The sequence below is a fragment of the Vibrio ruber DSM 16370 genome (genome assembly GCF_900163965.1).
Lineage (GTDB): Bacteria > Pseudomonadota > Gammaproteobacteria > Enterobacterales > Vibrionaceae > Vibrio > Vibrio ruber.
This window is the reverse complement of record NZ_FULE01000014.1, coordinates 288514-313878: the sequence shown is the minus strand read 5'-3', so window position 1 is coordinate 313878 and position 25365 is coordinate 288514. Positions and strand designations below refer to the sequence as shown.

At 45.6% G+C, this 25365-nt stretch carries 24 protein-coding genes and 1 pseudogene; 22 read left to right on the top strand and 3 right to left on the bottom strand.

Annotated elements, in window-relative coordinates; all coding sequences use genetic code 11:
• The 13 genes and pseudogenes from VR7878_RS05625 to pgpA form a co-directional block, all read left to right on the top strand.
• Positions 1-123: pseudogene (locus VR7878_RS05625) on the top strand (IS200/IS605 family transposase); the annotation flags it as partial.
• A gap of 143 nt (positions 124-266) precedes the next feature.
• Positions 267-1511: an esterase FrsA gene (gene frsA, locus VR7878_RS05620; RefSeq protein WP_077334173.1), complete on the top strand. Its 1245-nt coding sequence runs from the start codon at positions 267-269 to the stop codon at positions 1509-1511.
• 82 nt (positions 1512-1593) lie between these two features.
• Positions 1594-1986 carry a sigma factor-binding protein Crl gene (gene crl, locus VR7878_RS05615; protein ID WP_077334171.1) on the top strand — a complete coding sequence of 131 codons (393 nt, stop codon included), beginning with the start codon at positions 1594-1596 and terminating at the stop codon, positions 1984-1986.
• Between the two features lie 118 nt (positions 1987-2104).
• Entirely contained in the window at positions 2105-3244 is a 1140-nt protein-coding gene (proB, locus tag VR7878_RS05610) for a glutamate 5-kinase (protein ID WP_139344014.1), read from the top strand.
• 14 nt (positions 3245-3258) lie between these two features.
• A complete protein-coding gene (locus tag VR7878_RS05605; RefSeq protein WP_077334169.1) occupies positions 3259-4509 on the top strand; it encodes a glutamate-5-semialdehyde dehydrogenase in 1251 nt (416 codons plus the stop codon).
• Between the two features lie 111 nt (positions 4510-4620).
• Positions 4621-5070, top strand: a complete 450-nt coding sequence (gene nrdR / locus VR7878_RS05600) for a transcriptional regulator NrdR (protein WP_077334167.1) — start codon at positions 4621-4623, stop codon at positions 5068-5070.
• Positions 5071-5082: 12 nt separating this feature from the next.
• On the top strand, positions 5083-6195 hold the full coding sequence (gene ribD, locus VR7878_RS05595; RefSeq protein WP_077334165.1) for a bifunctional diaminohydroxyphosphoribosylaminopyrimidine deaminase/5-amino-6-(5-phosphoribosylamino)uracil reductase RibD: 1113 nt from the start codon (positions 5083-5085) through the stop codon (positions 6193-6195).
• A gap of 18 nt (positions 6196-6213) precedes the next feature.
• A complete protein-coding gene (locus tag VR7878_RS05590; protein WP_077334163.1) occupies positions 6214-6873 on the top strand; it encodes a riboflavin synthase in 660 nt (219 codons plus the stop codon).
• Positions 6874-6954: 81 nt separating this feature from the next.
• Positions 6955-8064, top strand: a complete 1110-nt coding sequence (ribBA, locus tag VR7878_RS05585; protein WP_077334161.1) for a bifunctional 3,4-dihydroxy-2-butanone-4-phosphate synthase/GTP cyclohydrolase II — start codon at positions 6955-6957, stop codon at positions 8062-8064.
• A 133-nt stretch (positions 8065-8197) separates the two neighbouring features.
• Positions 8198-8668 carry a 6,7-dimethyl-8-ribityllumazine synthase gene (gene ribH, locus VR7878_RS05580; protein WP_077334159.1) on the top strand — a complete coding sequence of 157 codons (471 nt, stop codon included), beginning with the start codon at positions 8198-8200 and terminating at the stop codon, positions 8666-8668.
• Entirely contained in the window at positions 8668-9135 is a 468-nt protein-coding gene (gene nusB / locus VR7878_RS05575) for a transcription antitermination factor NusB (RefSeq protein ID WP_077334158.1), read from the top strand. Before ribH ends, nusB begins: the two co-directional genes overlap by 1 nt.
• 117 nt (positions 9136-9252) lie before the next feature.
• Positions 9253-10230, top strand: coding sequence for a thiamine-phosphate kinase (gene thiL / locus VR7878_RS05570; protein WP_077334156.1), 978 nt, complete (start codon positions 9253-9255; stop codon positions 10228-10230).
• Positions 10231-10737 (top strand): phosphatidylglycerophosphatase A, encoded by a 507-nt coding sequence (pgpA, locus tag VR7878_RS05565; RefSeq protein WP_370737068.1) that lies wholly within the window; start codon positions 10231-10233, stop codon positions 10735-10737.
• Positions 10738-10787: 50 nt separating this feature from the next.
• On the opposite strand, the gene VR7878_RS05560 is transcribed toward pgpA, so the two are convergent.
• From VR7878_RS05560 to map, 3 genes are all read right to left on the bottom strand, one after another.
• Complete coding sequence (locus VR7878_RS05560; RefSeq protein ID WP_077334152.1) at positions 10788-11171, bottom strand: DUF3461 family protein; 384 nt, start codon at positions 11169-11171, stop codon at positions 10788-10790.
• Between the two features lie 141 nt (positions 11172-11312).
• Complete coding sequence (glnD, locus tag VR7878_RS05555; protein WP_077334150.1) at positions 11313-13937, bottom strand: bifunctional uridylyltransferase/uridylyl-removing protein GlnD; 2625 nt, start codon at positions 13935-13937, stop codon at positions 11313-11315.
• A gap of 221 nt (positions 13938-14158) precedes the next feature.
• The gene (gene map, locus VR7878_RS05550) at positions 14159-15001 is read right to left on the bottom strand and encodes a type I methionyl aminopeptidase (RefSeq protein ID WP_077334148.1); all 843 of its coding nucleotides are present in this window, start codon (positions 14999-15001) and stop codon (positions 14159-14161) included.
• A 364-nt stretch (positions 15002-15365) separates the two neighbouring features.
• Here map and rpsB point away from each other — a divergent pair, with 364 nt between their 5' ends.
• The 9 genes from rpsB (at position 15366) to bamA (ending at position 25355) form a co-directional block, all read left to right on the top strand.
• A complete protein-coding gene (gene rpsB, locus VR7878_RS05540) occupies positions 15366-16094 on the top strand; it encodes a 30S ribosomal protein S2 (RefSeq protein WP_139344013.1) in 729 nt (242 codons plus the stop codon).
• Positions 16095-16224: 130 nt separating this feature from the next.
• A complete protein-coding gene (gene tsf / locus VR7878_RS05535; RefSeq protein ID WP_077334142.1) occupies positions 16225-17067 on the top strand; it encodes a translation elongation factor Ts in 843 nt (280 codons plus the stop codon).
• Between the two features lie 160 nt (positions 17068-17227).
• A complete protein-coding gene (pyrH, locus tag VR7878_RS05530; RefSeq protein ID WP_077334140.1) occupies positions 17228-17965 on the top strand; it encodes a UMP kinase in 738 nt (245 codons plus the stop codon).
• Positions 17966-17999: 34 nt separating this feature from the next.
• On the top strand, positions 18000-18557 hold the full coding sequence (gene frr, locus VR7878_RS05525; protein WP_077334138.1) for a ribosome recycling factor: 558 nt from the start codon (positions 18000-18002) through the stop codon (positions 18555-18557).
• Between the two features lie 91 nt (positions 18558-18648).
• A complete protein-coding gene (gene uppS, locus VR7878_RS05520) occupies positions 18649-19404 on the top strand; it encodes a polyprenyl diphosphate synthase (RefSeq protein WP_077334136.1) in 756 nt (251 codons plus the stop codon).
• Positions 19405-19415: 11 nt separating this feature from the next.
• A complete protein-coding gene (locus tag VR7878_RS05515; RefSeq protein WP_077334134.1) occupies positions 19416-20258 on the top strand; it encodes a phosphatidate cytidylyltransferase in 843 nt (280 codons plus the stop codon).
• Between the two features lie 58 nt (positions 20259-20316).
• Positions 20317-21528 carry a 1-deoxy-D-xylulose-5-phosphate reductoisomerase gene (ispC, locus tag VR7878_RS05510; protein ID WP_077334132.1) on the top strand — a complete coding sequence of 404 codons (1212 nt, stop codon included), beginning with the start codon at positions 20317-20319 and terminating at the stop codon, positions 21526-21528.
• Positions 21525-22883 (top strand): sigma E protease regulator RseP, encoded by a 1359-nt coding sequence (gene rseP / locus VR7878_RS05505; RefSeq protein ID WP_077334130.1) that lies wholly within the window; start codon positions 21525-21527, stop codon positions 22881-22883. The genes ispC and rseP overlap by 4 nt, the downstream gene beginning before the upstream one ends.
• Before the next feature lie 51 nt (positions 22884-22934).
• Complete coding sequence (gene bamA / locus VR7878_RS05500) at positions 22935-25355, top strand: outer membrane protein assembly factor BamA (protein WP_077334128.1); 2421 nt, start codon at positions 22935-22937, stop codon at positions 25353-25355.
• Positions 25356-25365: the final 10 nt, after the last annotated feature.

Genomic DNA, 25365 nt, shown 5'->3' with positions numbered 1-25365 from the left:
ACGGTAGGTAAAAATACGAGCAAGATACAAAATTACATTAAGCAGCAACTAGAGCAGGATAAAATGGGAGAGCAATTGTCGATCCCGTATTCAGGTAGCCCGTTTACGGGCCGCAGGAAGTAGTCATATGCAAATGTCAGATCACTACGCGCCTGCTAGGGCGCTGCTAGTAGGAGAGCCTTATAGGCGCATATGAAAAACCACCGGCTATGCCGGTGGATACTTTTTTTTGATGAATTTTAACATTCCCGAAGTGGTCCCGACTTATGCCGAAGAGTAACAAGAACAGCGAAAACCTTTCTGAGCGATTGTTTGACAACCATAAACAGGCGAAAGAAACCTCTGCATTGACCCAATACATGCCGAGTAGCCAGAGTTTTGTGACTCAGAAAGTTGAGGGCGCTTGGTATCGGACATTAAGGCGAATGCAATGGGCATGGCAAGGCATTAATTCGATAGATCAGGAAGAAGTTTTAGCGCGGATTGCATCTTCCTCTCATTCCAGAACCGTCGATGAGTGGCTGGATACGGTGATGGGGTACCGACAAGGCAACTGGGCTTATGAATGGAATAAATTGGGTGTCCGTTATCAGCATGAGTCCGGAGAACTCGATGGGGAAGCCGCGGCTGATCGAATGTTTGCGGCTTCCTTATGTTTTAGTATCGCCGGCTATCCTCACCTGAAGAATGACAGTCTTGCCATTCAGGCTCAGGCTCTGGCAAATACGGCTTATACCGAAGCCGCAAAGCGTTCTGCATACGTTGTGAAACAGTTGGAATTTCCGTATAAGAACAAGAAAATTATTGCTCATCTGCATTTATCACATACAGAACATCCTCAGCCAGTTGTCATTGTGACCGCAGGGCTGGATAGCTTGCAAACCGATATGTGGCGCTTATTCCGGGACTATTTAGCCAAAAGAGATATTGCGATGTTGACCGTGGATATGCCGTCCATTGGCTTTAACTCTCAATGGTCTTTAACTGAGGATACTTCCGCCCTTCATCAAACGGTTCTCAATCAGCTTGCCCGCTTACCTTGGGTTGATCACCACCGTGTTGGCTTAATCGGCTTTCGCTTTGGCGGCAATGCGATGATTCGGCTCTCATTTGTTGAATCCAGTAAAATCAAAGCCTGTATCGCTTTTGGGGCACCGGTGCATGATATTCTGTCTTCTCCTGAAAAACTGAAACAAATGCCCAAGATGTATCTGGATGTACTGGCATCCCGATTAGGAAAAAGTGCGGTCGATATCGACAGTTTATCAATGCAGCTGCGGGCGTGGTCGCTCAAAGCGCAAGGGTTCCTTGCCGGTAGAAAGACCAAAACGCCTATTCTGGCTTTGGGATTGGAGGGCGATCCGGTATCCCCTCATTCAGATAACCAATTAGTTGCATCTTACAGCGCTGGTGGTCGGGCAAAAGAGATTAAGTCAAAGACATTATTCCACGGATATGAGCAAGCCCTCGATTTAGCGATAAACTGGCTTGAAGATGAACTAATGCAGTGATTTTTTGTGCTATTTTATTTAAAGATATGCGCTTTGTTGATCTTTAGAGTGACATGCAATTCTGTAAAAAAGGAGTGCTGAAATGCCAGAATTGAGTAAGGAACCAACTCATCACCGACTAAATGCAGCTTTTAAATTGTTAGGTCCATATTTGAGAGAAGAACAATACCAAAGTGGAACTTATCTGTTTGATTGTCTTGCCGTTTGCGTCAATGATAAAAAATCACCGGAAGTGAGGGAATTTTGGGGGTGGTGGATGTCATTATCACACTCGGATGAACAACTGTTCGAAGCAAAATATGCCATCGGTCGGTATGATCGTGCCGGAAACTGGGTTCTTGAAACACCTCAGTCTCCGGCATTAGAAGAAGTTCATCGAACTCAAAAAGCGTTCCACGAAAAGCTGGATAAATTACTCAAAGAGAAATTCGGCTGCGAACTAGCCACCTGTGATCCGCTGTTAGTCGACAAATGATTCTTATCTTATTTTCTTATTGTGTTAAAAAAGGTGCGATTGCACCTTTTTCTACTTGTGAATTGCCCTTTTGATTGCTAAAAAGAATCTCTCTTATTCTACTGAGATCGTGTGATTGATGATGGCAATAGAACAACCTGAAAAAGAACAACAATCAAAAACAATTGTTATCAAGTTGGGAACCAGTGTATTGACTGGCGGAACACTAGCGCTTGACCGGGCACAAATGGTAGAGCTTGTCCGGCAGTGTGCTGAGCTGAAGCGTCAGGGACATGCCGTTGTTTTAGTTTCTTCGGGGGCGATTGCCGCCGGCAGAGAACATCTTGGCTATCCGGCATTACCGAATACAATTGCAAGTAAACAGTTACTGGCAGCAGTCGGTCAAAGCCAGCTCATTCAGATATGGGAATCTCTGTTCTCGATCTACGGCCTCAAAATCGGCCAGATGTTACTGACACGTGCTGATTTAGAGGATCGTGAGCGCTTTTTAAATGCACGAGATACTGTGAATACCTTGATAGAGCATGACATTATCCCGATAGTGAATGAGAACGATGCTGTGGCAACCGTTGAAATTAAAGTCGGTGATAATGATAATTTATCTGCGTTGGTCGGTATTTTATGTGGTGCAGATAAGCTGCTGCTTTTAACGGATCAAAAAGGATTATTTACGGCAGACCCGCGTAAAGATCCGAATGCTGAGTTGATTCGGGAAGTCAAAAAAATTGATGATACGCTGCGGAAAATCGCAGGCGGGAGTGGCACGACACTCGGCACCGGTGGTATGGCAACCAAGCTACAAGCAGCGGATATTGCCCGCCGTGCGGGAATTGAAGTGATTATTGCTTCTGGCCGGGCTCCGAATGTGATTGCGGATTCGTTGAATGAACATCCTCAAGGAACCCGTTTCTTGCCGCTGGAAGAAGCGTTGGAAAATCGCAAACGCTGGATTCTGGCAGGGCCTGCTGCATCCGGTGAGATTATGATTGATGATGGTGCTGTGAATGCGGTTGTTTCTCAGGGGAGTAGTCTACTGGCGAAAGGGATCATCGGAATTTACGGGGTATTCTCTCGGGGCGATGTCGCAATTATTCTCAATCAGTCAAGGCAGGTGATTGCCCGGGGAATTTCTTCATATTCCAGTCAGGATCTGGAGATTATTCAGGGAAAACATAGTAAAGAAATTCATGAACTGCTGGGACATGATTATGGTTCCGAAGTGATTCACCGGGACGATATGGTCGTCATTCAGGAATAAGAAGGAAGTATAGCGTGAACCTAATATTGATGGGAAAAGCCGCTAAAGAGGCCGCTTTTCAATTATCAACGGCAACAACGGCACAGAAAAACCGAGCTTTAACAATCATTGCCGACGAGCTGGAAGCAAACTGTGATGCAATTTTGGCGGCGAATGCCCAAGATATTGAGCAGGGGCGTCAGTCGGGGTTAAGTGATGCCTTGCTGGATCGGTTGTTGCTGAATAAAGAACGTTTGGCAGGCATTGCCGGTGATGTGCGCAATGTGGTGGGGTTACAGGATCCTGTCGGCCGGGAAATGGATAGCCGTATTCTGGAAAATGGTATGTCTCTTTCTCGCCGCCGCGTGCCACTGGGTGTGGTTGGGGTCATTTATGAAGCCCGACCCAATGTGACGATCGATATTGCCGCGCTATGCTTGAAAACCGGCAACGCCAGTATATTGCGTGGCGGCAAAGAGACGTTTAACTCGAATATGGCTTTGGTCAAAGTCATTCAAGTATCATTGGAAAAAGCCGGTTTACCGGCAGCATCCGTTCAATATATTGAGAATCCGGAACGAGCGTTGGTCGGCGAGCTACTGAAGATGGATCAATACGTTGATATGATCATCCCCCGCGGTGGTGCCGGACTACATAAGATGTGTCAGGAAAATAGTACCATTCCCGTGATTATCGGTGGATTTGGTATCAGCCATATGTTTGTCGACGATACTGCTGACCTGAGCCGGTCTCTGGACGTCATTGAAAATGCAAAAGTGCAACGTCCGTCTGCTTGTAACGCCTTGGATACCCTATTGGTTCATGCGCAGATTGCTGATGAGTTTTTACCCCGGTTAGTTCAGCGTCTAAACGATAAGGTGACGTTTGTGGCTGATGCATCAGCTCAGGGTGGTTTGGCCGGTGCGGCATCGCTAAGGGCTGCTCAGGATGGTGATTTTGATACGGAGTGGCTGAGTTATACGCTTGGTGTGAAAGTGGTTGAGAGTATTGATCAAGCCATTGAACATATGCGTGATCATCATGCCAGCCACTCGGATGCAATTTTGACCAATCGGCTTGATCACGCCGAACAATTTATTAATGCTGTCGATTCTGCTGCGGTATATGTGAATGCTTCAACCCGCTTTACTGACGGTGCTCAGTTTGAGTTAGGGGCTGAAGTTGCTGTTTCAACACAGAAATTACACGCCCGGGGTCCGATGGGGTTGGAAGAACTGACCAGCTATAAGTGGGTTGGCCGGGCTGATTATTTGTCCAGAAGTTGATATTTTCAGATGAATTAAATGGATTGTGCGATAAGCGGGCATTTTTGCCCCTTTTTCTTTCCCTCCTGTCAGCAATTCCGTTAAACTCACTCTGATTGGAGTGGAGGTGTTATGCATTGTCCTTTTTGTTCGGAAAATGATACGAAAGTGATCGATTCTCGTTTGGTTGCCGATGGGCACCAAGTGCGTCGCCGCCGACAGTGTCTGGCTTGTCATGAGCGGTTTACAACATTTGAAACTGCAGAGCTCGTGATGCCAAGAGTGATTAAGTCAAATGGCAATCGTGAACCGTTTGATGAGGATAAAATGATTAATGGTATGCTGAGGGCGCTGGAAAAGCGGCCGGTCAGTGCTGATGCCATTGATCTGTCAATCAGCACGATTAAGTCGCGATTGCGAGCGACGGGTGAACGAGAAGTACCCAGCGATTTGATTGGTAACTTGGTGATGGAACAGCTGAAAGAGCTGGATAAAGTCGCTTACATTCGTTTCGCCTCGGTTTACCGGAGTTTCGAAGATATTCGGGAATTTGGTGAAGAGATTGCCAAACTGGAAGACTAGAAGGCTGTATTGATGAGTGTTTTTAGCGCGTTTGACTATCAAATGATGTCAAGAGCGATCGCGTTAGCAAAGCGGGGCGTTTACACAACAACCCCGAATCCCAATGTCGGCTGTGTTTTAGCTAAAGCCGGTCAGGTTGTCGGGGAAGGCTATCATGTACAGGCTGGTGGCCCCCATGCGGAAGTCCACGCACTACGACAGGCTGGTGCACAAGCCAAAGGCGCAACAGCTTATGTTACGCTGGAACCTTGCTCCCATTATGGCCGGACGCCTCCTTGTGCTGAAGGTTTGATTCAGGCTGGGGTGGCGAAAGTTATTTGTGCGATGCAAGATCCCAATCCGCAAGTCGCCGGCCGTGGCATTGCAATGTTGCAAGCAGCGGGCATTGAAGTCCTGACCGGATTAATGGAAACGGATGCAGTCGCACTCAATCCGGCTTTTCTCAAACGAATGAAAACCGGAATGCCTTGGGTGCAGTTGAAAATGGCAGCGAGCCTTGACGGGCAGACAGCTTTAGCCAACGGTGTCAGCCAATGGATCACATCGCCGCAAGCCCGGACCGATGTGCAAAAATTTCGGGCCAAAGCCAGTGCAATCTTGTCAACCAGTCAAACGGTGATTGCGGATGATGCTGCATTGACTGTTCGGCGTCATGCGCTTCCTGAATCGGTTTGTCAGGTTTATCCTGTGGCTGATATCCGCCAACCGGTCCGGGTCATTTTAGATCAACACCACCGCTTACATGACGGACTGAAGCTTTATGATGGCGCTGGTGCTGTGCTGACCGTCGGGCAGGACAAAGCAGACATCTGTGTTGCTTTAGATGCTAGCGGTAAGCTCGATCTGCGTTCTCTTTTACGCCAATTAGCAGACAAGCATCAAGTGAACCATCTTTGGGTAGAAGCCGGTGCGACACTCTCTCAGGCATTGCTATCGCAACAGTTGGTTGATGAAATTATTCTCTATCTGGCACCTAAATTAATGGGCAGTGACGGCCGAGGATTGTTTGGCCGGTTTGGTTTCGAATCGATGCAAGATGTATTTCAGCTTGAGATTTCTGATGTGGTTCGGGTTGGCTCCGACATTCGTATGACTGTGATACCGCAGTATCATTCCCCAAAGTAAAAATATAAGAGTAACATCATGTTTACTGGTATTGTTGAATCTATCGGGACTCTCACAGCGATCATCCCGAAAGGCGAGGATGTCTCCATTCAGGTTGACGTTGGTTCACTGGATATGTCAGACGTAAAACCGGGTGACAGCATTGCGACCAATGGTGTGTGTCTGACCGTTGTCGAAATGACAGAGAGCCGCTACACAGCTGATTTATCACTGGAAACTCTCAATAAGTCGAGTTTTGCCCACGCTCAGGTCGGGGATCGCGTGAATCTGGAAAAGGCTATGTTACCGACCACCCGGTTTGGCGGACATATTGTTTCCGGCCATGTCGATGGTGTTGGTGAGATTGTTGAGCGGGCTCAGGTCGGGCGAGCGATTGAATTCTGGATTGCTTTACCGGAAGACATTTCCCGTTATGTGGCAGAAAAGGGCTCAATTACAGTGGATGGCATCAGCCTGACCGTCAATGCATTACGTCACAACGCTTTTAAACTGACGATTATTCCCCATACATCGTCAGAAACGACGATTCACTCATTCCGGGTCGGACGACAAGTAAATCTTGAAGTTGATGTTATGGCTCGCTATCTGGAACGACTACTGAGTGCCGGAGCCTCTGAAAAACATGAACAGAGAGCTTCCATGACATTCGAATTTTTGCAGCAAAATGGTTTTGCTTGAATGATGACAACTTGTTGTTTGAAATCGCATTAAAACATCATACAAGGCAATAGACTAAATTCAGTACCGAGGATAAAAACGATGGCAATTAGCACCCCCCAAGAAATTATCGAAGATATTCGTCAGGGTAAAATAGTTATCCTGATGGACGATGAAGATCGCGAAAATGAAGGTGATATGATCATTGCCGCTGAGCATATTACACCAGAAGCGATTAATTTTATGGCAACGCATGGGCGGGGGCTGATTTGTCTGACAATGACCAAAGAGCGTTGTCAGCGTTTGGGACTGGCTCCGATGGTTCAAGATAATAACGCCCAGTTTACCACTAATTTTACGGTTTCGATTGAAGCAGCTGAGGGCGTCACTACCGGTATTTCAGCCGGTGATCGTGCCCGGACTGTTCAGGCGGCAGTTGCACCGGATGCAAAGGCTTCCGATCTCGTTCAGCCAGGGCATATTTTCCCGCTTGCCGCTCAGGACGGGGGCGTATTGATTCGCGCCGGACATACTGAAGCCGGATGCGATTTGGCAAGATTAGCCGGTCTGGAACCTGCTTCGGTCATTGTCGAAATTCTTAAAGAAGACGGCAGTATGGCAAGACGTCCGGATTTGGAAGTGTTTGCAGAGAAACACCAAATTAAGCTGGGGACGATTGCTGATCTGATTGAATACCGAAATAACACGGAAACTACCATTGAGCGTGTTGCAACCTGTCAGTTGCCAACTGCTTATGGCGAATTCGATTTAATCACTTATCGTGATGTGATCGATAATCAGGTTCATTACGCACTGGTTAAAGAGAAAGCCGAGCAGGATGTACCTCTTGTTCGTGTTCACTTGATTAACACTTTCACGGATGTATTGCATAGCGATCGAAACACTGACCGGAGCTGGAGCATTGAAGATGCGATGAAACGCATTAGTGTTGAAGGTGGTGTGCTGGTTCTGCTCGGTAATGAAGAATCATCGGAGCTGATTATCCATCGGGTGAAGATGTTTGAATTACAAGATAAAGGTGAAGCGCCTGCCATGGCGAAAAAACAAGGAACCTCCCGGCGTGTCGGTGTCGGTTCACAGATTCTTGCCGACCTGGGAGTCACTGATATGAAGTTGCTCTCCTCCGCAAATAAGAAATATCATGCATTGGGTGGGTTTGGGCTGAATGTTGTTGAGTATATCAGTCAGTAATCATCCGAGGACGACGCTCAGATAAAACAGGAAATCTGTTTGCGGGCGTCTTTAAATACCATTAGAAATTAATGATGGAACTATGCTAGAATCCGCCGATTCTCGCTGATGAACAGAGTTTTAAGGAAAGTTTATGAAAGTGATTGAGGGAGGTTTCCCGGCACCTCACGCGAAAATTGCGATTGTCATTTCACGGTTTAATAGTTTTATTAATGAAAGTTTACTTTCCGGTGCAATTGACACGTTGAAACGTCATGGTCAGATAAGTGATGAGAATATTACGGTTGTTCGTTGCCCGGGGGCTGTTGAACTGCCGCTCGTTGCGCAGCGAGTCGCAAAAACCGGTCAGTTTGATGCGATTGTCTCTCTTGGGACAGTGATCCGGGGCGGTACGCCACATTTTGACTATGTTTGTAATGAGTGTAATAAAGGCTTAGCTCAGGTTTCTATGGAGTATAGCCTGCCTGTCGCTTTTGGTGTCTTGACGGTTGATACTATCGACCAAGCAATCGAGCGCGCAGGAACCAAGGCTGGTAATAAAGGTGCAGAGGCTGCACTGAGCGCACTTGAAATGATTAATGTTCTTTCTGCAATTGATTCCTAATGGGGGCTCCAGTGAAACCAGCCGCACGTCGTAATGCACGCCAGTTTGCTTTACAGGCTATTTATTCTTGGCAAATTACCCGTGAGAATGTCTCAACGATTGAGGCTCAGTTTCTCTCTAGTGATAAATATGATGATGAAGAGCATCACTCGACGGAGCCGGCATTGCGTGCCCCTGAAACAGATGTTGAGTATTTTCGTGATCTGCTGGCCGGTGTCGTGCAGAATCACATTGAGCTGGATAGTAAAATCCGCCCTTATGCTTCTCGTCCGATGCAAGATCTGGATATGATGGAACTGGCTTTACTTCGTTTGGCGATGTACGAGATGACACGTCGCGAAGATGTGCCTTATAAAGTCGTGATCAATGAAGCCATTGAACTCGCAAAATCTTTTGCAGCCGAAGACAGCCATAAATTTGTCAACGGTGTTCTGGATAAAGCGGCACCTCACGTTCGTAAGAAATAAGTGCTCACAATAAGTCTGTGTACGCAATTACCAGAAAGCGATTAAAATAAGAAGGTCAGCGAGAGCTGACCTTTTTTATGTGCATGATACATATCTCCCCATATTCAGGAAAAATTTATGACTGGTGAATTTGGTTTAATCGATCGTTTCTTTAAGCAACGACAAACACAGCGTAAAGATGTTCATCTTGGTATTGGCGATGATTGCGCGATTGTAAAAGTACCTGAACAGATCCGTCTTGCGATCAGTACAGATACAATGGTCTCAGGAACGCATTTTCTGCCCGAGGTCGATCCGGCTTGGATCGCACATAAAGCTTTGGTCTCTAATTTAAGTGATTTGGCCGCGATGGGTGCAACACCGGCGTGGTGTACGCTGGCTTTGACGTTACCTGAAACCGATACAGTGTGGTTGAAGCGGTTCTGCGATGCCTTCTTTGAGTTAGCGAGTTACTACAATATTCAATTGATCGGTGGCGATACCACTCGGGGGCCTTTGAGTATTACACTGACCGTGCATGGTTTTGTACCGGAAACGCAAGCGCTGACTCGCAACGGTGCAAAGGTCGGAGACTGGATTTATGTCACAGGTACACTGGGCGATAGTAAAGCCGGATTAGAACTGATTTTATCTCAGACGTCAGCACTTGATGATGTCGGACGGGAGCTGGAAAAGCGTCACTACTTTGCAACCCCCAGAATTCTCGCCGGACAGTCATTATTAAAACAGGCATCGGCTGCCATTGATATTTCTGATGGCTTGATTGCTGATCTACAACATATTCTGACGGGGTCAGGGGTTGGAGCCAGTATTGACGTGAGTCGACTGCCTGTTTCCGAAGTGCTGTTACAGTATTTGGGGGGGGATAGGGTCAAAGCACAACAGTATGCATTAACGAGCGGTGAAGAATATGAACTCTGTTTTACCGTCTCGGAAGAAAATAAAGGTTCACTGGCAAGTGCGCTTTCTCATTGTGATACACCACTGGCTTGTATCGGACAAATTCGACCTCAGGGGCAGTGGGAATTACATCATGAAGGCAGTCCCTTGTCGTGGGAGCTGACAGGTTATGATCATTTTCAGCAGGAGAAGTAATTGATGAAAGCGACCGAACGGTTGTGCCTTAGTAACCCTTGGCATTTGCTGGCAACGGGATTTGGCAGTGGGTTATCCCCGGTTATTCCCGGTACTATGGGAACGCTGGCGGCAATTCCATTTTATCTATTGCTGGCTCAATTGCCATTTTGGGCCTATCTGGGGGTAACGCTGATCGCTGCATTGGCCGGTATAAAGATTTGTCAGCAAACGTCAGACGATATGCAGGTGCATGATCACGGTTCTATTGTCTGGGATGAATTTGTCGGTTTTTGGATTACCATGTTGATCGTTCCTTATATGGTACAGGGGAGCGGAGAGTGGTCGTGGATCATCATCGGTTTTGTGTTATTTCGCTTTTTCGATATGGTGAAGCCATGGCCGATTCGTTGGTTAGATCAGCATGTCACCGGCGGATTCGGCATTATGAGTGATGATGTGCTTGCCGGTGTGATATCAGGGGTTGTACTGGCGGGGATCGGTTTTAGCAGCGGATGGTTTGGCTGAAATACACGTGTGGTAAGGTAAAAATGAGGTCCCCATGGGAACCTCATCCATCATTTTAATTTCATTAAATCATGTTCAATTTCTTGAATCTTACTGGTTACGACTTTTTCCAGATGGCGTAGATCACTGAGTATTTTTTCTTTCAGATCTTGTTCGGAGAGTTGTTCCGGGGTTGTAATGTGGTTGAGTTCATCAATAACTAAGGTGAGATTCCGACTAATTTCGGTGACTTCTTTGTATTGGTGACTACCACTATCGACCAGTACATTCTTCACTTGTCGCGGGTATTTAAATTTCACACTTTTCGCAAACAATTCTCCTTTTTGTTTACGAAAATAAATTTTCAGCACATCTTTCAGGGCTTCCTGACGGACGGTATAGCGTTCTATCTGGCTGGGATCATTGATTCCAAGATTGCTGAGGTGTGGGAACATGGGCTGTCTCTCCGGTGACTGGTGATAATATCAATGTATCAGTCTCTTATCGGTTGAGATAGCGCATGTTCCTATTTTGCATTGAAAGTTGTGGTATAGATCGCTCTATTGATATCCGGTTTAAGGAGAGGCTGATGCCGCTTAATGGGGCATCAGTGCATCCACGTTCTCAATCAAAACCTGTCTCAGATTTTCCTGCTCTTCTATGCTTAGCTTACCATGAGTGGTACTGGTAATAATGAATAAGTCTTCTGCCCTTTCACCGATAGTTGTGATTTTGGCACCGTGAATATCGAATCCCAACTCGGAAAATGTTGCGCCGACGGTTGCGAGTAACCCGGGCATATCCAGTGCTACAAATTCAACGAGTGTGCGTTTTTTACTTTTGGTCGGCAGAAAGTCGACCTGTGTTTTGACTTTAAAGTGTTTTAAGTTGCTGGGGGTTCTGCGGGTTTTATGCAGGGCAGGCGTCCCTTTTCCGATAGCTCTGTGGAGATGGGATGTCAGTGTTTGATGGCGTTCTGCATCAATGGTATCTCCATTTTGATCCAATACCATAAATGTATCGAGCGCATAACCATCCTTGCTGGTCATGATTTGAGCATCATGAACGTTCAGCCCTTTGCGATCGAGTTCGGCAACAACCGTGGCAAACAGTGCATGTTGATCTTTGGTATAAACAAAAATTTCCGTGCCGCCACGCGTGGCTTTCTTGCTGATTAAAATCAGCGGTTCATCTGGGGCTTGGTGGCGTAATATATGCGTGCAATGCCAAGCGATTTGCTTATGTGTGTGGCGTAAGAAATAGTCTGCTTTGAAACGTTGCCACAACGAATCAATTTCTTGCAGACTGAACCCTTCTTTTCTTAATAAAGCGGAAGAAAGCTGCTGGTTGTGGCGGATTCGCTCTCTGACATCGACCGGATTTTCCAGACCTCGGCGGAGTGCCCGCTGCGTTGAATAAAACAGTTCTGCCAGTAAGGTTCTTTTCCAACTATTCCATAACTCTGGATTTGTTGCACAAATGTCCGCAACAGTGAGGCAGACGAGAAATTCAAGATATTCTTCATCACGAACTGTTTTGGCGAACTCAATAATCACTTCCGGATCATAAATATCGCGTCGTTGTGCTGTGACTGACATCAGTAAGTGATTTTGAACCAGCCATGATACCAATTTTGCTTCAGGTTTTGATAAGCCATGCTCAATACAGAAATCATAGGCTTCTGCCGCACCGATTTCTGAATGATCACCGCCACGTCCTTTCCCGATATCATGGAAGATAGCTGCGAGGATCAGTAACTCTTTCTTTTGCAGGCGCGGGTAGACTTCACAGCAGATCGGATGGTGTTCGTGATTTTTGGGGTCACTGAAAATCCGGATATGTTTGAGTAAACGAATGCTGTGTTCATCGACGGTATAGACATGAAAGAGGTCGAACTGCATTTGTCCGACAATGTGACTCCACTGCGGCAGATACGCAGATAAGACACCATGACGATGCATCAGGCTGAAAGCTTTGGTCAGGGCATTGGGATGGCGGACCAATTCCATGAATTTTTCTCGGGCTGAAGGCAGGGTGTGTAAAAAGTAACTGAGGCGGCGTCGGGCTGTTCTGAGCTGTCTCATGGTCGTCGGAGACACACCTTCAATCTGAGAATCATTTGCAATGTGGATAAACATATCCAGAATGGTTTCCGGATGGTGTTGGAACAGCCCTTCGGTTCGGAGTTCTATGAGGTTGCCCCGTTTTTGAAAATGCTGATTGAGAATTGTCGGCAGAAGAGATTCGTCTTCATCGAGAATCGCCTGATCAAAGAGTTTGAGCAGCATCTTATTCAGTTCTGCGACCCGTCTCAGCGTCCGGTAGAACTCTTTCATCATCATTTCAACAGCATGGTTGCCCTCTCCCTGAAAGCCAAGATGTTGCGCCACTTGAGCCTGATGAGCAAACGTCAGGCGATTATCGTAGCGTTTGAGTTCCAGATGCAGCGCAAAACGAATCCGCCATAAGAACTCCTGACATTCTGCCAGCTCTCGGTATTCAGCATCGGTGAGAAAACCGTGACTACTCATTTCAAACAGTGAGGTCGCGCCGAAATGTCGTCTGGCTATCCAACTGAGTGTATGGATGTCTCTCAATCCACCGGGTGTCGATTTGATATCGGGTTCCAGATTGTAGGTCGTATCGTGATAACGGGCATGACGCGCTTTCTGTTCTTCAATCTTAGCCCGGTAGAATGTCTCTGTCGGCCAGAACGATTCCGATAGAATGATCAGTTTGAGTTGATGATATATCTCTTCACAACCGGCAAGCCTTCTGGCTTCCTGCAGGTTGGTGGCGACGGTTAAATCTTCACGGCCAATCAGACTGCACTCTTCAATTGTTCTGACGGCGTGACCGACTTCGAGTTTTAAATCCCAGAGTAGTGTGATGAATTTACTGATTTGGGTCTGAACTTGGGGCGGAAGTTTTTGTCTGCAAAGAATTAAAATATCAATATCTGACAGCGGGTGAAGTTCTTTTCTGCCATAGCCACCAACTGCAATCAGTGTGATGCCATCGATCTGATGAAAATTATAAAACTGCCATAAACGTTGCAGCAATTGATCCATATACTCTGCACGGCCATAAACCAGATCCGGCACTGAATGCGCATTGAGAAACAGTTGTTTTTGCTCATCGGCAAACATTTCCAGCTGATTTTTCAGCGATGCGAGCGTGAGTTGTTCATCGTCTAGTGTAAGTGGGGATTGAACATGCATATTAGTAGCATCCATGCGACATACATCTTAATTGTAAAATATGAATCTATCAAAGATACATGCAGAAGCCTACCTTTCCCTGTGCACCGCAATGGAAAAATAAGTGGAAAAAACAGTCATGATGGCGCGAGTTCACATTGTCCGGCGTAATGTGCTGCCTCGACATTGAGAGGAGAGCCTGCAATGTCAGAAAATATCACGACATACAGGCTGCTTATGAGTTAGATATTGTGTAAATGACGGGGAATGGTTTCGTCTTTGCGTAAGGTGAGCACTTCACAACCGGTATCGGTAACGAGGAGTGTATGTTCCCACTGTGCTGAATTTTTACCGTCAGCGGTATAGACCGTCCATCCGTCTTCATCGTCCAGACGACAGCTAAATTTACCTGCATTAATCATCGGTTCGATGGTAAATGTCATACCTGCCTGTAGGACAGTCCGGTCACCGTTTTTATAGTGAACAACTTGTGGCTCTTCATGGAACCCGGCTCCGATACCGTGACCACAGTAATCTTTTACAATCGAAAACTTCATCCGCGGATTATTTTTATTATTTGTTTTGATGTATTTTTCGATCGCGGTGCCGATTTCACCCAACTGAATACCGGGTTTCACCACTTTCATCGCCAGATAAAGACTTTCTTGTGCCACCATACATAGACGTTTATCTGCCGGAGAAACATCTCCGACCAAAAACATTCTGGATGTATCACCGTGGTATCCATCTTTAATGACAGTGATGTCAATGTTGATGATATCACCGTCTTTAAGTACCGCGGGGCGCGGAATCTGACCGTATGAACTATCTTCAGTTGCCGGAATACCGTGACAGACAACATGATTGATAGACGTACAGATAGATTTTGTGAAGCCATGATAATTGAGTGGAGCCGGAATGGCTTGTTGTGTCTCTGTGATGAACCGATGGCAGATTTGATCCAATTCTTCTGTCGTTACACCGGGTTTGACGTGAGGTTCAATCATTTCAAGTACATCTGCCGCAAGCTGGCCGGCAACACGCATTTTTTCAATTTCTTCTGCAGTTTTTATATTTACAGACATCGGTAATCTCTATTTTATTTGCTATGCACGGCATCGTGCTGATAGCTTATTTTAACAATCGCGGGCAGGAGCGCAAGCGAGCAACATCAATGCAACATGATAAACCTGAATATTAAGCGCTGACCACCCGGGACAGATGACATTTTTTTCTAGCCAGTCAGCAGTAAAATATGATATAAAGCGCGCCGGAATGACAGACTCGATTCCTATCTCACACAAAAGATATGAGTCTTTTTGCATTCCTTCCATTTACTTCTTTAAATCACACACATTCCGACACGTGTTCCGGGGTGCCTTTGATGAAAAAGTTCAAAGGTCGGATGCATGGGGGATGTGGAGGCCTAACCCCATAGAGGATGAAAATATGGCAACTGTATCAATGCGCGATATGCTGAAAGCTGGTGTTCACTTCGGTCACCAGACTCGTTACTGGAATCCAAAAATGAAGCCTTTCATTTTCGGTGCTCGTAACCGTGTTCATATCATTAACCTAGAAAAAACTGTTCCAATGTTCAACGAAGCGCTGGCTGAGCTGGCAAAAATCGGTGAGAAAAAAGGAAAAGTTCTGTTTGTAGGGACAAAGCGCGCTGCATCTGAATCTGTAAAAGAAGCTGCATTAGCAAGCAACCAATACTATGTTAACAACCGCTGGTTAGGTGGCATGTTAACAAACTGGAAAACCGTTCGTCAGTCAATCAAGCGTCTGAAAGACCTTGAATCTCAATCAACAGACGGTACTTTCGACAAGCTGACCAAGAAAGAAGCTCTGATGCGTACTCGCGAAATGGAGAAGCTCGAGAAATCTCTTGGTGGTATCAAAGATATGGGTGGTTTACCAGACGCTCTGTTCATCATCGATGCTGATCATGAGCACATCGCAGTTAAAGAAGCGAACAATCTGGGTATCCCTGTATTCGCAGTCGTTGATACGAACTCTAACCCAGATGGTGTTGACTATATTATCCCAGGTAACGATGATGCAATCCGTGCAGTTCAACTTTATCTGAATGCTGCTGCTTCATCTATCAGTGAAGGCCGTAACAAAGATGTTGCTGCTGTTGCTGAAAAAGATGGCTTCGTAGAAGCTGAATAATTGCGGCTCTGAGTCACACTTAGTCAGATGTGCAACATTTGTGACATATCGACTAGGTTATAGTTAACATTGGGGGCCGCACACTGGCCCCTAATTTTTACCATATCCAGAATCAATCGAGGAATAGAGAATGGCTGTTACTGCTGCTCTAGTAAAAGAACTGCGCGAGCGTACTGGCGCAGGTATGATGGAATGTAAGAAAGCGCTTGTTGAAACAGACGGCGACATTGAACTTGCAATCGAAAACATGCGTAAAAGTGGTGCTGCTAAAGCTGCTAAAAAAGCAGGTAACCTGGCAGCTGAAGGTGCGATCATCATCAAAGAAGGTGAAGGCATTGCCGCGCTTCTTGAAGTGAACTGCCAAACTGATTTTGTTGCGAAAGATGAAAACTTTGGCGCATTTGCCAATGAAGTGGCTGCTGAAGCCCTTGCTTCTAAAGCATCTGTAGAAGAACTTCAGGCTAAATTTGAAGACACACGTGTTGCACTGGTTGCAAAAATTGGTGAGAACGTCACTATCCGTCGTGTTCAGTATATTAAAGGTTCAGCGATGGCGTCTTATCGTCACGGTGAGAAAATTGGTGTTGTTGTTGCCGGTGAAGGCGACGCTGAGACACTTAAGCACATCGCAATGCATGTTGCTGCATCTCGCCCTGAATATGTAACACCTGATGATGTACCTGCTGACGTTGTTGCGAAAGAGCGTGAAGTTCAGGTTGAAATCGCGATGAATGAAGGTAAGCCAAAAGAAATCGCAGAGAAAATGGTTGAAGGCCGGATGAAAAAATTCACAGGCGAAGTTTCTCTGACTGGTCAGCCTTTCGTGATGGAACCTAAGAAATCTGTCGGCGAAATCCTGAAAGAAAAAGGTGCTTCTGTTTCTGCGTTTGTCCGTCTTGAAGTCGGTGAAGGCATTGAAAAGCAAGAAAGCCTGAGTTTTGCTGAAGAAGTTGCACTGGCTCAGAAAGGTTAATTTCTGATTCGTGAAGCAATGAAAAGGACCGTGGCTATTGCTACGGTCTTTTCACGAATGAAACCATCATTAATTGTGATGAATATGTGTTTATAATTATCTGCAAGCATCTATTCATGACCATTAATCGATGAATAACTTTCTTGAGAAGGTAAACACCATGACAACGAATCCGAAACCTGCATATCAACGTATTTTGTTAAAACTCAGTGGTGAAGCTCTGCAAGGTGAGCAAGGCTTTGGTATTGATCCTACCGTGCTTGATCGGATGGCTCAGGAAGTGAAAGAACTGGTTGAGTTGGGCGTTCAGGTCGGTGTTGTGATTGGTGGCGGAAACCTATTTCGTGGCGAAGGTCTCGCCAAAGCGGGAATGAATCGCGTTGTTGGTGACCATATGGGGATGCTGGCAACCGTTATGAATGGACTGGCAATGCGTGATGCACTGCATCGCGCTTATGTCAATGCACGAGTTATGTCAGCAATTCCACTAAACGGTGTGTGTGATGATTATAACTGGGCCAATGCGATCAGTCAGCTTCGTCAGGGACGTGTGGTCATCTTTTCAGCAGGGACAGGGAACCCTTTCTTTACAACCGATTCTGCTGCATGTTTGCGTGGGATTGAGATTGAAGCTGATGTTGTGCTTAAAGCAACAAAAGTTGATGGTGTTTATAGTGCTGATCCGGTAGCAAACCCTGATGCAGAACTGTATGATAGGCTGACTTATAACGATGTCCTTGAAAAGGAACTACGGGTCATGGACTTGGCAGCCTTTACGCTTGCCAGAGATCATCAAATGCCAATCCGAGTCTTTAATATGAATAAGCCTGGAGCTCTGCGTCGTATTGTGATGGGAGAAGCAGAAGGGACACTCATCAGCAACAAGGCTTCATTGTAATCTTTATAGGTTGAGTAAGAATTAAGGTGATAATGTGATTAATGAAATCAAAAAAGACGCTCAAGAGAGAATGGACAAGAGCGTAGACGCGCTCAAAAATAACCTATCTAAAGTTCGTACGGGGCGAGCTCATCCCAGTTTACTTTCTGGCATTTCCGTAGAATATTATGGTGCACCGACACCATTGAATCAGGTGGCGAATGTCATTGCTGAAGATTCAAGAACACTTGCGATTACTGTTTTTGACAAAGAATTGGCACCCAAAGTTGAAAAAGCCATTATGATGTCTGACTTGGGATTAAATCCAATGTCTGCCGGTACTGTTATTCGCGTTCCTCTGCCAGCGTTGACTGAAGAGCGTCGTCGTGATCTGGTAAAAATTGTACGCGGTGAAGCAGAAGGCGGACGGGTTGCGGTACGTAATATTCGTCGTGATGCAAACACTGAGCTGAAAAATTTATTGAAAGATAAAGAAATTTCAGAAGATGAAGAGCGTAGAGCCCAAGAAGACATCCAAAAGCTGACTGATGCTGCCGTAAAGAATATCGATGAAGTTCTGGCTGCAAAAGAAAAAGAGTTGATGGAAGTTTAATTGGTCTTTCCATATATAATTGAGGCGCTGAGCGAAGCCAGTACAGCGCCTTTTTGTTTGAAATATTTTATTGAAAATCAACTCGTTTCTTATGCAAATATCACAACTCTCGTCTGATGTACTTCCCCAACATGTTGCTATTATTATGGATGGTAATGGCCGATGGGCCAAAGCTAGGGGAAAACCGAGAGTTTTCGGACATAAAAATGGTGTTAAAGCTGTAAGAAAAACGATAACGACAGCCGCTCAGCTTGGGATTCAAGCCGTAACTTTATTTGCTTTTAGTAGTGAAAATTGGCGACGACCTGAAGATGAAGTGGGCGTGTTGATGGAGTTATTCATTACTGCTTTGTCTACAGAAGCAAAGAAACTTCACAAAAATAATCTTCGATTACGGGTCATTGGTGATACCTCTCGCTTTAACTCTCGCTTACAGGATAAAATCGCTCAGACAGAAATGTTGACGGCTCAGAATACCGGAATGGTCGTGAATATTGCAGCCAACTATGGCGGGCAATGGGATATTACTCAAGCCGCAAGGCAGGTTGCAGAGAGAGTCGCGGCCGGAGAACTGACTCCCGCCGATATTACTGAAAGTACATTGGCTCAATATCTGACGATGTCCGATTTACCCAATGTTGATTTGTTAATCAGAACAAGCGGCGAGTGCCGGATCAGTAATTTTATGTTGTGGCAGCTTGCTTATGCTGAATTATATTTCACACCAACTTTTTGGCCTGATTTTAATGAAGAAAGCTTAATTGAAGCAATGACTTGGTTTGTGAATCGTGAACGACGTTTCGGGTGTACCGGTGAACAAATTAAAGCAATGATGGATAAAAGATAAAGGTTCAGGATTTGAAGCTGAGAATTATTACCGCCTTGGTGTTGGCTCCCCTAGTTATCTTAGGGATTTTTAAATTACCGTTGAGTATTTTCATCGCTGTATTAGCTCTGCTAGCGTTATTTGGTTTTTGGGAATGGACACAATTTGTTAGTTTAGATGCACGTTTTCTTTCACTGCTGCCTGCTGTCTTCATCGGCGGGGGGACTTTGTGGTGTTTGCCTGAAAACTTTTCGATGAGCCACTCTCTTTCTCTTCCTTATCAAGTTCTTTTATGGAGCGGTTTTCTATGGTGGGTCGTTGCAAGCTATCTTGCGGTCTCTTATCCTAAGTCCCGACCGCTTTGGGAACATTCAAAAACACTCAAACATCTGTTTGGGTTACTCACCCTCATTCCATTTTTCTGGAGTGTTTTATTGTTAAGAACAGAAGAACTATCGGTTGATCCGTACCATGGTGCAAAGCTGGTTCTCTTTGTTTGCATGATTGTTTGGGTTGCTGACAGTGCTGCTTATTTCTCTGGCCGATTTTTTGGCAAGCATAAGATGGCACCGGAAGTCAGCCCGAATAAAACCATCGAAGGTTTAATCGGTGGGGTTGTGGCGGCATGTCTCGTTGCGTTTGGACTGGTAGAATGGTTTGATTTGCACTTCTCTAGTACGGGCATGATGTTAGTGACGATTTTATTGACGGTCATTTTCTCGGTACTCGGTGATTTAGTCGAAAGTATGTTTAAGCGTGTCGCGGGAATCAAAGACAGTAGCCATATTATTCCCGGACATGGTGGTATTTTAGATCGCATTGATAGCTTGACTGCTGCATTCCCTGTATTTGCATTTCTGTACTTTCAGGTCTAGGTTGCCGGTGCGGTTCGGGTTTTACAATGATGTCCCACAAGAGTGATACGATTTCTTTATGCGTAAATTAACCATTTTAGGAGCCACAGGATCCATTGGTGCCAGTACACTTCGGGTCATGGAAGAAAATCCTGAACGATTCTCTGTTGTTGCTTTAGTTGCCGGCAGTGATGTTGAGAAAATGTACCGACTGTGTTGTCGTTGGCAACCGCAATATGCGGTGATGGCATCGGAGTCGGCGGCTCATCAACTGAAGCTGCGTCTGCAGTCAGACGCAGTGAAGACTGAAGTGTTGTCAGGCATACAGGCCATGTGTGATGTTGCAGCACTTGATGACGTTGATACCGTGATGTCTGCGATTGTAGGCGCAGCCGGATTACTGCCGACGATGTCTGCCATTAAAGCTGGGAAGCGGGTCTTACTGGCCAATAAAGAAGCCTTAGTGATGTCCGGCCAGTTATTTATCAACGCTGTTGAAGAGTATGGTGCTCAGTTACTTCCTGTTGATAGTGAGCATAATGCGATTTTTCAATCACTTCCACCGGACTGTCAGCAAGTTTTGGGACGGTGCAATCTGGCTGAAAGTGGTATATCTCATCTCTTGTTAACGGGGTCCGGCGGGCCATTTCGTTATACGCCGATTAATACTCTTTCAGATGTTACTCCGGAGCAGGCGATTGCTCATCCCAACTGGTCAATGGGGCCTAAGATTTCCGTTGATTCAGCCACTATGATGAATAAAGGGCTCGAGTATATTGAAGCAAAATGGTTATTTAATACCTCGCGCGAACAACTTAAGGTTCTGATCCACCCTCAGTCAGTGATTCATTCTATGGTTCAGTATCGTGATGGGAGTGTGATTGCTCAGATGGGAGAACCTGATATGGCAACACCGATTGCTTATGTGATGGGGTATCCTGAACAGCGGCTATCATCGGGCGTTGCTCCATTGGATTTTTCTCAGTTGGGTGAACTGACATTCATGCAGGCCGATATGGCGCGCTACCCTTGTTTACAACTGGCGATTGATGCCTGTTACGAGGGACAGCATGCAACAACATCGCTGAATGCCGCGAATGAAATCGCTGTGGCCGCATTTTTAAAACGCAGCATTCGTTTTACGGATATCGCTGTGATTAATGAGCGCGTGTTGTCAAAAATGTGTGCAACAGCCAGCGCTTCTTCTGTCATGGATTTGGAATCTCTGTTGGCGCTCGATAAGATAGCGCGACAATCGGCACAGCAATTAGTCAAAGAGTATTCGTTATGAACAGTATTCTGTGGAACCTCATTTCATTCATTCTGGCATTAGGCATATTGGTTGCCGTCCACGAATTCGGTCATTTCTGGGTTGCACGACGCTGTGGGGTTAAGGTCGAGAAATTTTCAATTGGTTTTGGTCGTTCTATTTGGCGTCGCATCGCTCAGGACGGCACCGAATATAGCATCTCAGTGATCCCGTTGGGGGGATATGTAAAGATGCTCGACAGCCGTGTTGCGGATGTTCCTGAACACTTACGACATTTGGCTTTTGACCAGAAAACTCTATGGAAGCGGACAGCAATTGTTGCTGCCGGCCCGGTGTTTAACTTTCTGTTTGCAATTTTTGCTTACTGGGCGGTGTTTTGTATTGGTATCCCCGCAGTAAAACCCGTGGTTGGTGAGGTCGCGCCTGCTTCGATTGTCGCGGATGCCGGGTTACGTTCTGGGATGGAAATCGAGTCTGTATCAGGCGTTGAAACCGGGAACTGGGAATCCGTCAACATGGCGCTTATTTCTCATATCGGTGATGCGCAAATGACGCTTACAGTCCGTGAAGCCGATGCTGTCGGTCATCAGGAAATTTTGCATCTTGATCTGTCAACATGGAACTTTGACCCGGAAAAAGAGTCTCCAATGAAGGCGCTTGGTTTTAAGCCATATTCACCGAAGGTCTCAACTGTTTTGGAACAGGTGATTGATCAGGGGGCTGGTGCTGTCGCCGGATTAGCAAAAGGTGATAAGATTGTCACTATCGATGGTAAAGACGTATCTTCGTGGCAACAATTGGTGCAGTCGGTGCAAAACAGTCCGAATAAAGCACTGGATCTGTCGGTATTAAGAGATGGACAACGTCTTGATATCACGTTGATTCCGAATGCTAAGACATTATCTGATGGACGAACTATCGGTTTTGCGGGGATCTCCCCAACAGTAGCTGAGTGGCCGGCAAACTATCGTTATAATTTACAGTACGGTATTTTTGAGGCGGTTCCTAAAGCGGTTGAAAAAACGGGACAAGTGATTCATCTGACCCTCAGTATGTTGAAAAAACTGTTGGTTGGTGATGTCGGACTGAATAATTTAAGTGGGCCGATTTCAATTGCAAAAGGTGCCGGGACAACGGCAGAGTACGGACTGGTTTATTTCTTAGGATTTTTGGCGTTAATCAGCATTAATCTGGGAATCATCAATTTAGTACCACTTCCAATGTTGGATGGCGGACATCTGATGTTTTTTGCAATTGAGGCCGTGACTAAAAATCCAGTCCCGGAGAAGGTTCAAGAGATTGGGTACCGAATCGGTGGCGCAATTATTTTTTCACTCATGGCAATCGCCATGTTTAATGATTTTACACGCCTGTGATGAATCTGCATTGATTAGGCATGGTTGTACAAAGGAATAATTAGAATAACGATGGCGATAAAGAAGCTTATCCTGACAACAGCGCTTGTCAGCAGTATGTCTGTTTACGGTGCCGAGCGGTTTGTTGTTCAGGACATTCAAGTTGATGGATTGCAACGTGTCACGCTTGGCGCTGCATTATTGAAAATGCCTGTTCGTGTCGGTGATACGGTTGGATCTCAGGACATTGCCGACTTAATCAAGGCACTTTATTCATCCGGTAACTTTGAGAATATTCAGGTATTTCGGGATAAGGGCACGTTGGTTGTGAAAGTGAAAGAGCGGCCAACGATTTCCAGTGTCTCTTTCTCCGGCAACAAAGCGATTAAAGATGAGCAATTAACCGATAACCTGAAAGCTTCCGGGGTTCGGGTCGGTGAAGCGCTTGATCGTACTGCACTGAGTAACATTGAAAAAGGTCTGGAAGATTTCTACTACAGTGTCGGAAAATACAATGCGACGGTAAAGGCGGTTGTCACACCGCTGCCACGTAATCGTGCCGATCTTAAATTTGTTTTTACCGAAGGCGTTTCTGCCAAGATTCAGCAGATCAATTTCATTGGTAATCATGTGTTCAGTGATGAAGAATTACTGGCACGTTTTGACCTGAATGCCGATGTGTCATGGTGGAATTTCTTATCTTCAGATAAATACCAAAAGCAAATCCTTGCGGGGGATTTAGAGAAGTTGAAGTCATTCTATCTTGACCGCGGATATCTGAAATTTCAGGTTGATTCGACTCAAGTCTCAATTTCTCCGGATAAGAAGGGGGTTTATATTACCCTCAACTTAAATGAAGGCAGACCTTATACGGTTAAAAAAGTGAGCTTTCGGGGCGATTTGATCGGTAAAGAAAAAGAGTTCGAGACGCTGGTTCCTTTTGAAAAAGGGGATATCTACAAAGGCTCTTCTGTGACCGCAATGGAAAGCAGCATCAAGAAAATCCTTGGTGAGTCCGGCTACGCTTATCCGACGGTTCGAACCATCCCTGAGTTTGATGACGACAAGCAAGAAGTGTCTCTGGTGGTTCAAGTCTCTCCCGGGAAGCGGATTTATGTTCGGGATATTCGCTTTGTCGGTAACACCGTCACTAAAGATGAAGTCCTTCGCCGTGAAATGCGTCAGATGGAAGGTAGCTGGCTGAATTCTAAATCAATTGATGCCGGTAAAACCCGCCTGAATCGTCTGGGATTTTTCGAAACAGTTGATGTACAGACAGTTCGGGTTCCCGGAAGTGATGATCAGGTCGATCTCGTTTATAACGTCAAAGAAGCCAACTCAGGCAGTGTCAATTTTGGTATCGGTTATGGTACTGAATCCGGCATGAGTTTTCAGGTCGGATTGCAACAAGAAAACTTCTTGGGCACCGGAAACAGTGTCGGGATTACGACAACCATTAATGACTATCAGAAAAATGTCACTTTGAGTTATAACGACCCTTACTGGAATTTGGATGGCGTTAGCTTAGGGGGCAAGATCTTCTATAATGAATTTGAAGCGTCAGAAGCAGGGATTGTTGACTATACCAATGAAAGTTACGGAACCAATCTGACCTGGGGATTCCCTTACGATGAACTCAACCGTTTTGCGTTTGGTATCGGGTATACACATAACATGATTGGCAATCTGTCACCTTATTTGCAGATTGAAAAATTCCTGATGTCTCAGGGCATCGACGCCAATACCGGGTCAACGGTTAATTTTGTCACTGATGATTTTGACCTTGATTTTACTTGGACACGTAACAATCTCGATAAAGGTTATTTCCCGACGGAAGGTAATTATCAGCGTGCTTCTTACAAGATTACGGTTCCGGGGTCTGATACTCAGTATTTCAAAGCCCAATATAACGTCAGACAATATATCCCTCTGACAAAACAACATGATTTTACCTTGTTGCTCAGAGGAAGACTGGGTTACGGGAATGGATACGGGAAAAATGGTGATAACGATAACCTCTACCCATTTTATGAGAACTTTTATGCAGGTGGATTCTCAACTTTGCGAGGATTCAGTTCAAATTCAGCCGGCCCTCGAGCCGTATTTAAAAGCTTTGCCGATAGTAACAATGGTACCCTGACGGCGACCAATAAATCGGCTGGTGGTAATGCGATGATGCAAGCCAGCGCTGAGTTGATTGTTCCGACACCGTTTGTATCAGAAGAGGCTCAGAATCAGGTTCGGACTAGTGTCTTCTATGATATGGCAAGTGTCTGGGATACTGAGTTTAATTATCATGATCGCGGTTCAGATTATGGTAACGCATACTATTACGATTATTCTGATCCGACGAACTACCGCTCGTCGTATGGGGCTGCACTGCAATGGATGTCTCCGATGGGGCCACTTGTATTTGCAATTGCTAAGCCGATTAAGAAATATGAAGGAGACGATGAAGAATTCTTCTCCTTCACGATAGGTAAAACTTTCTAATATGAGGATA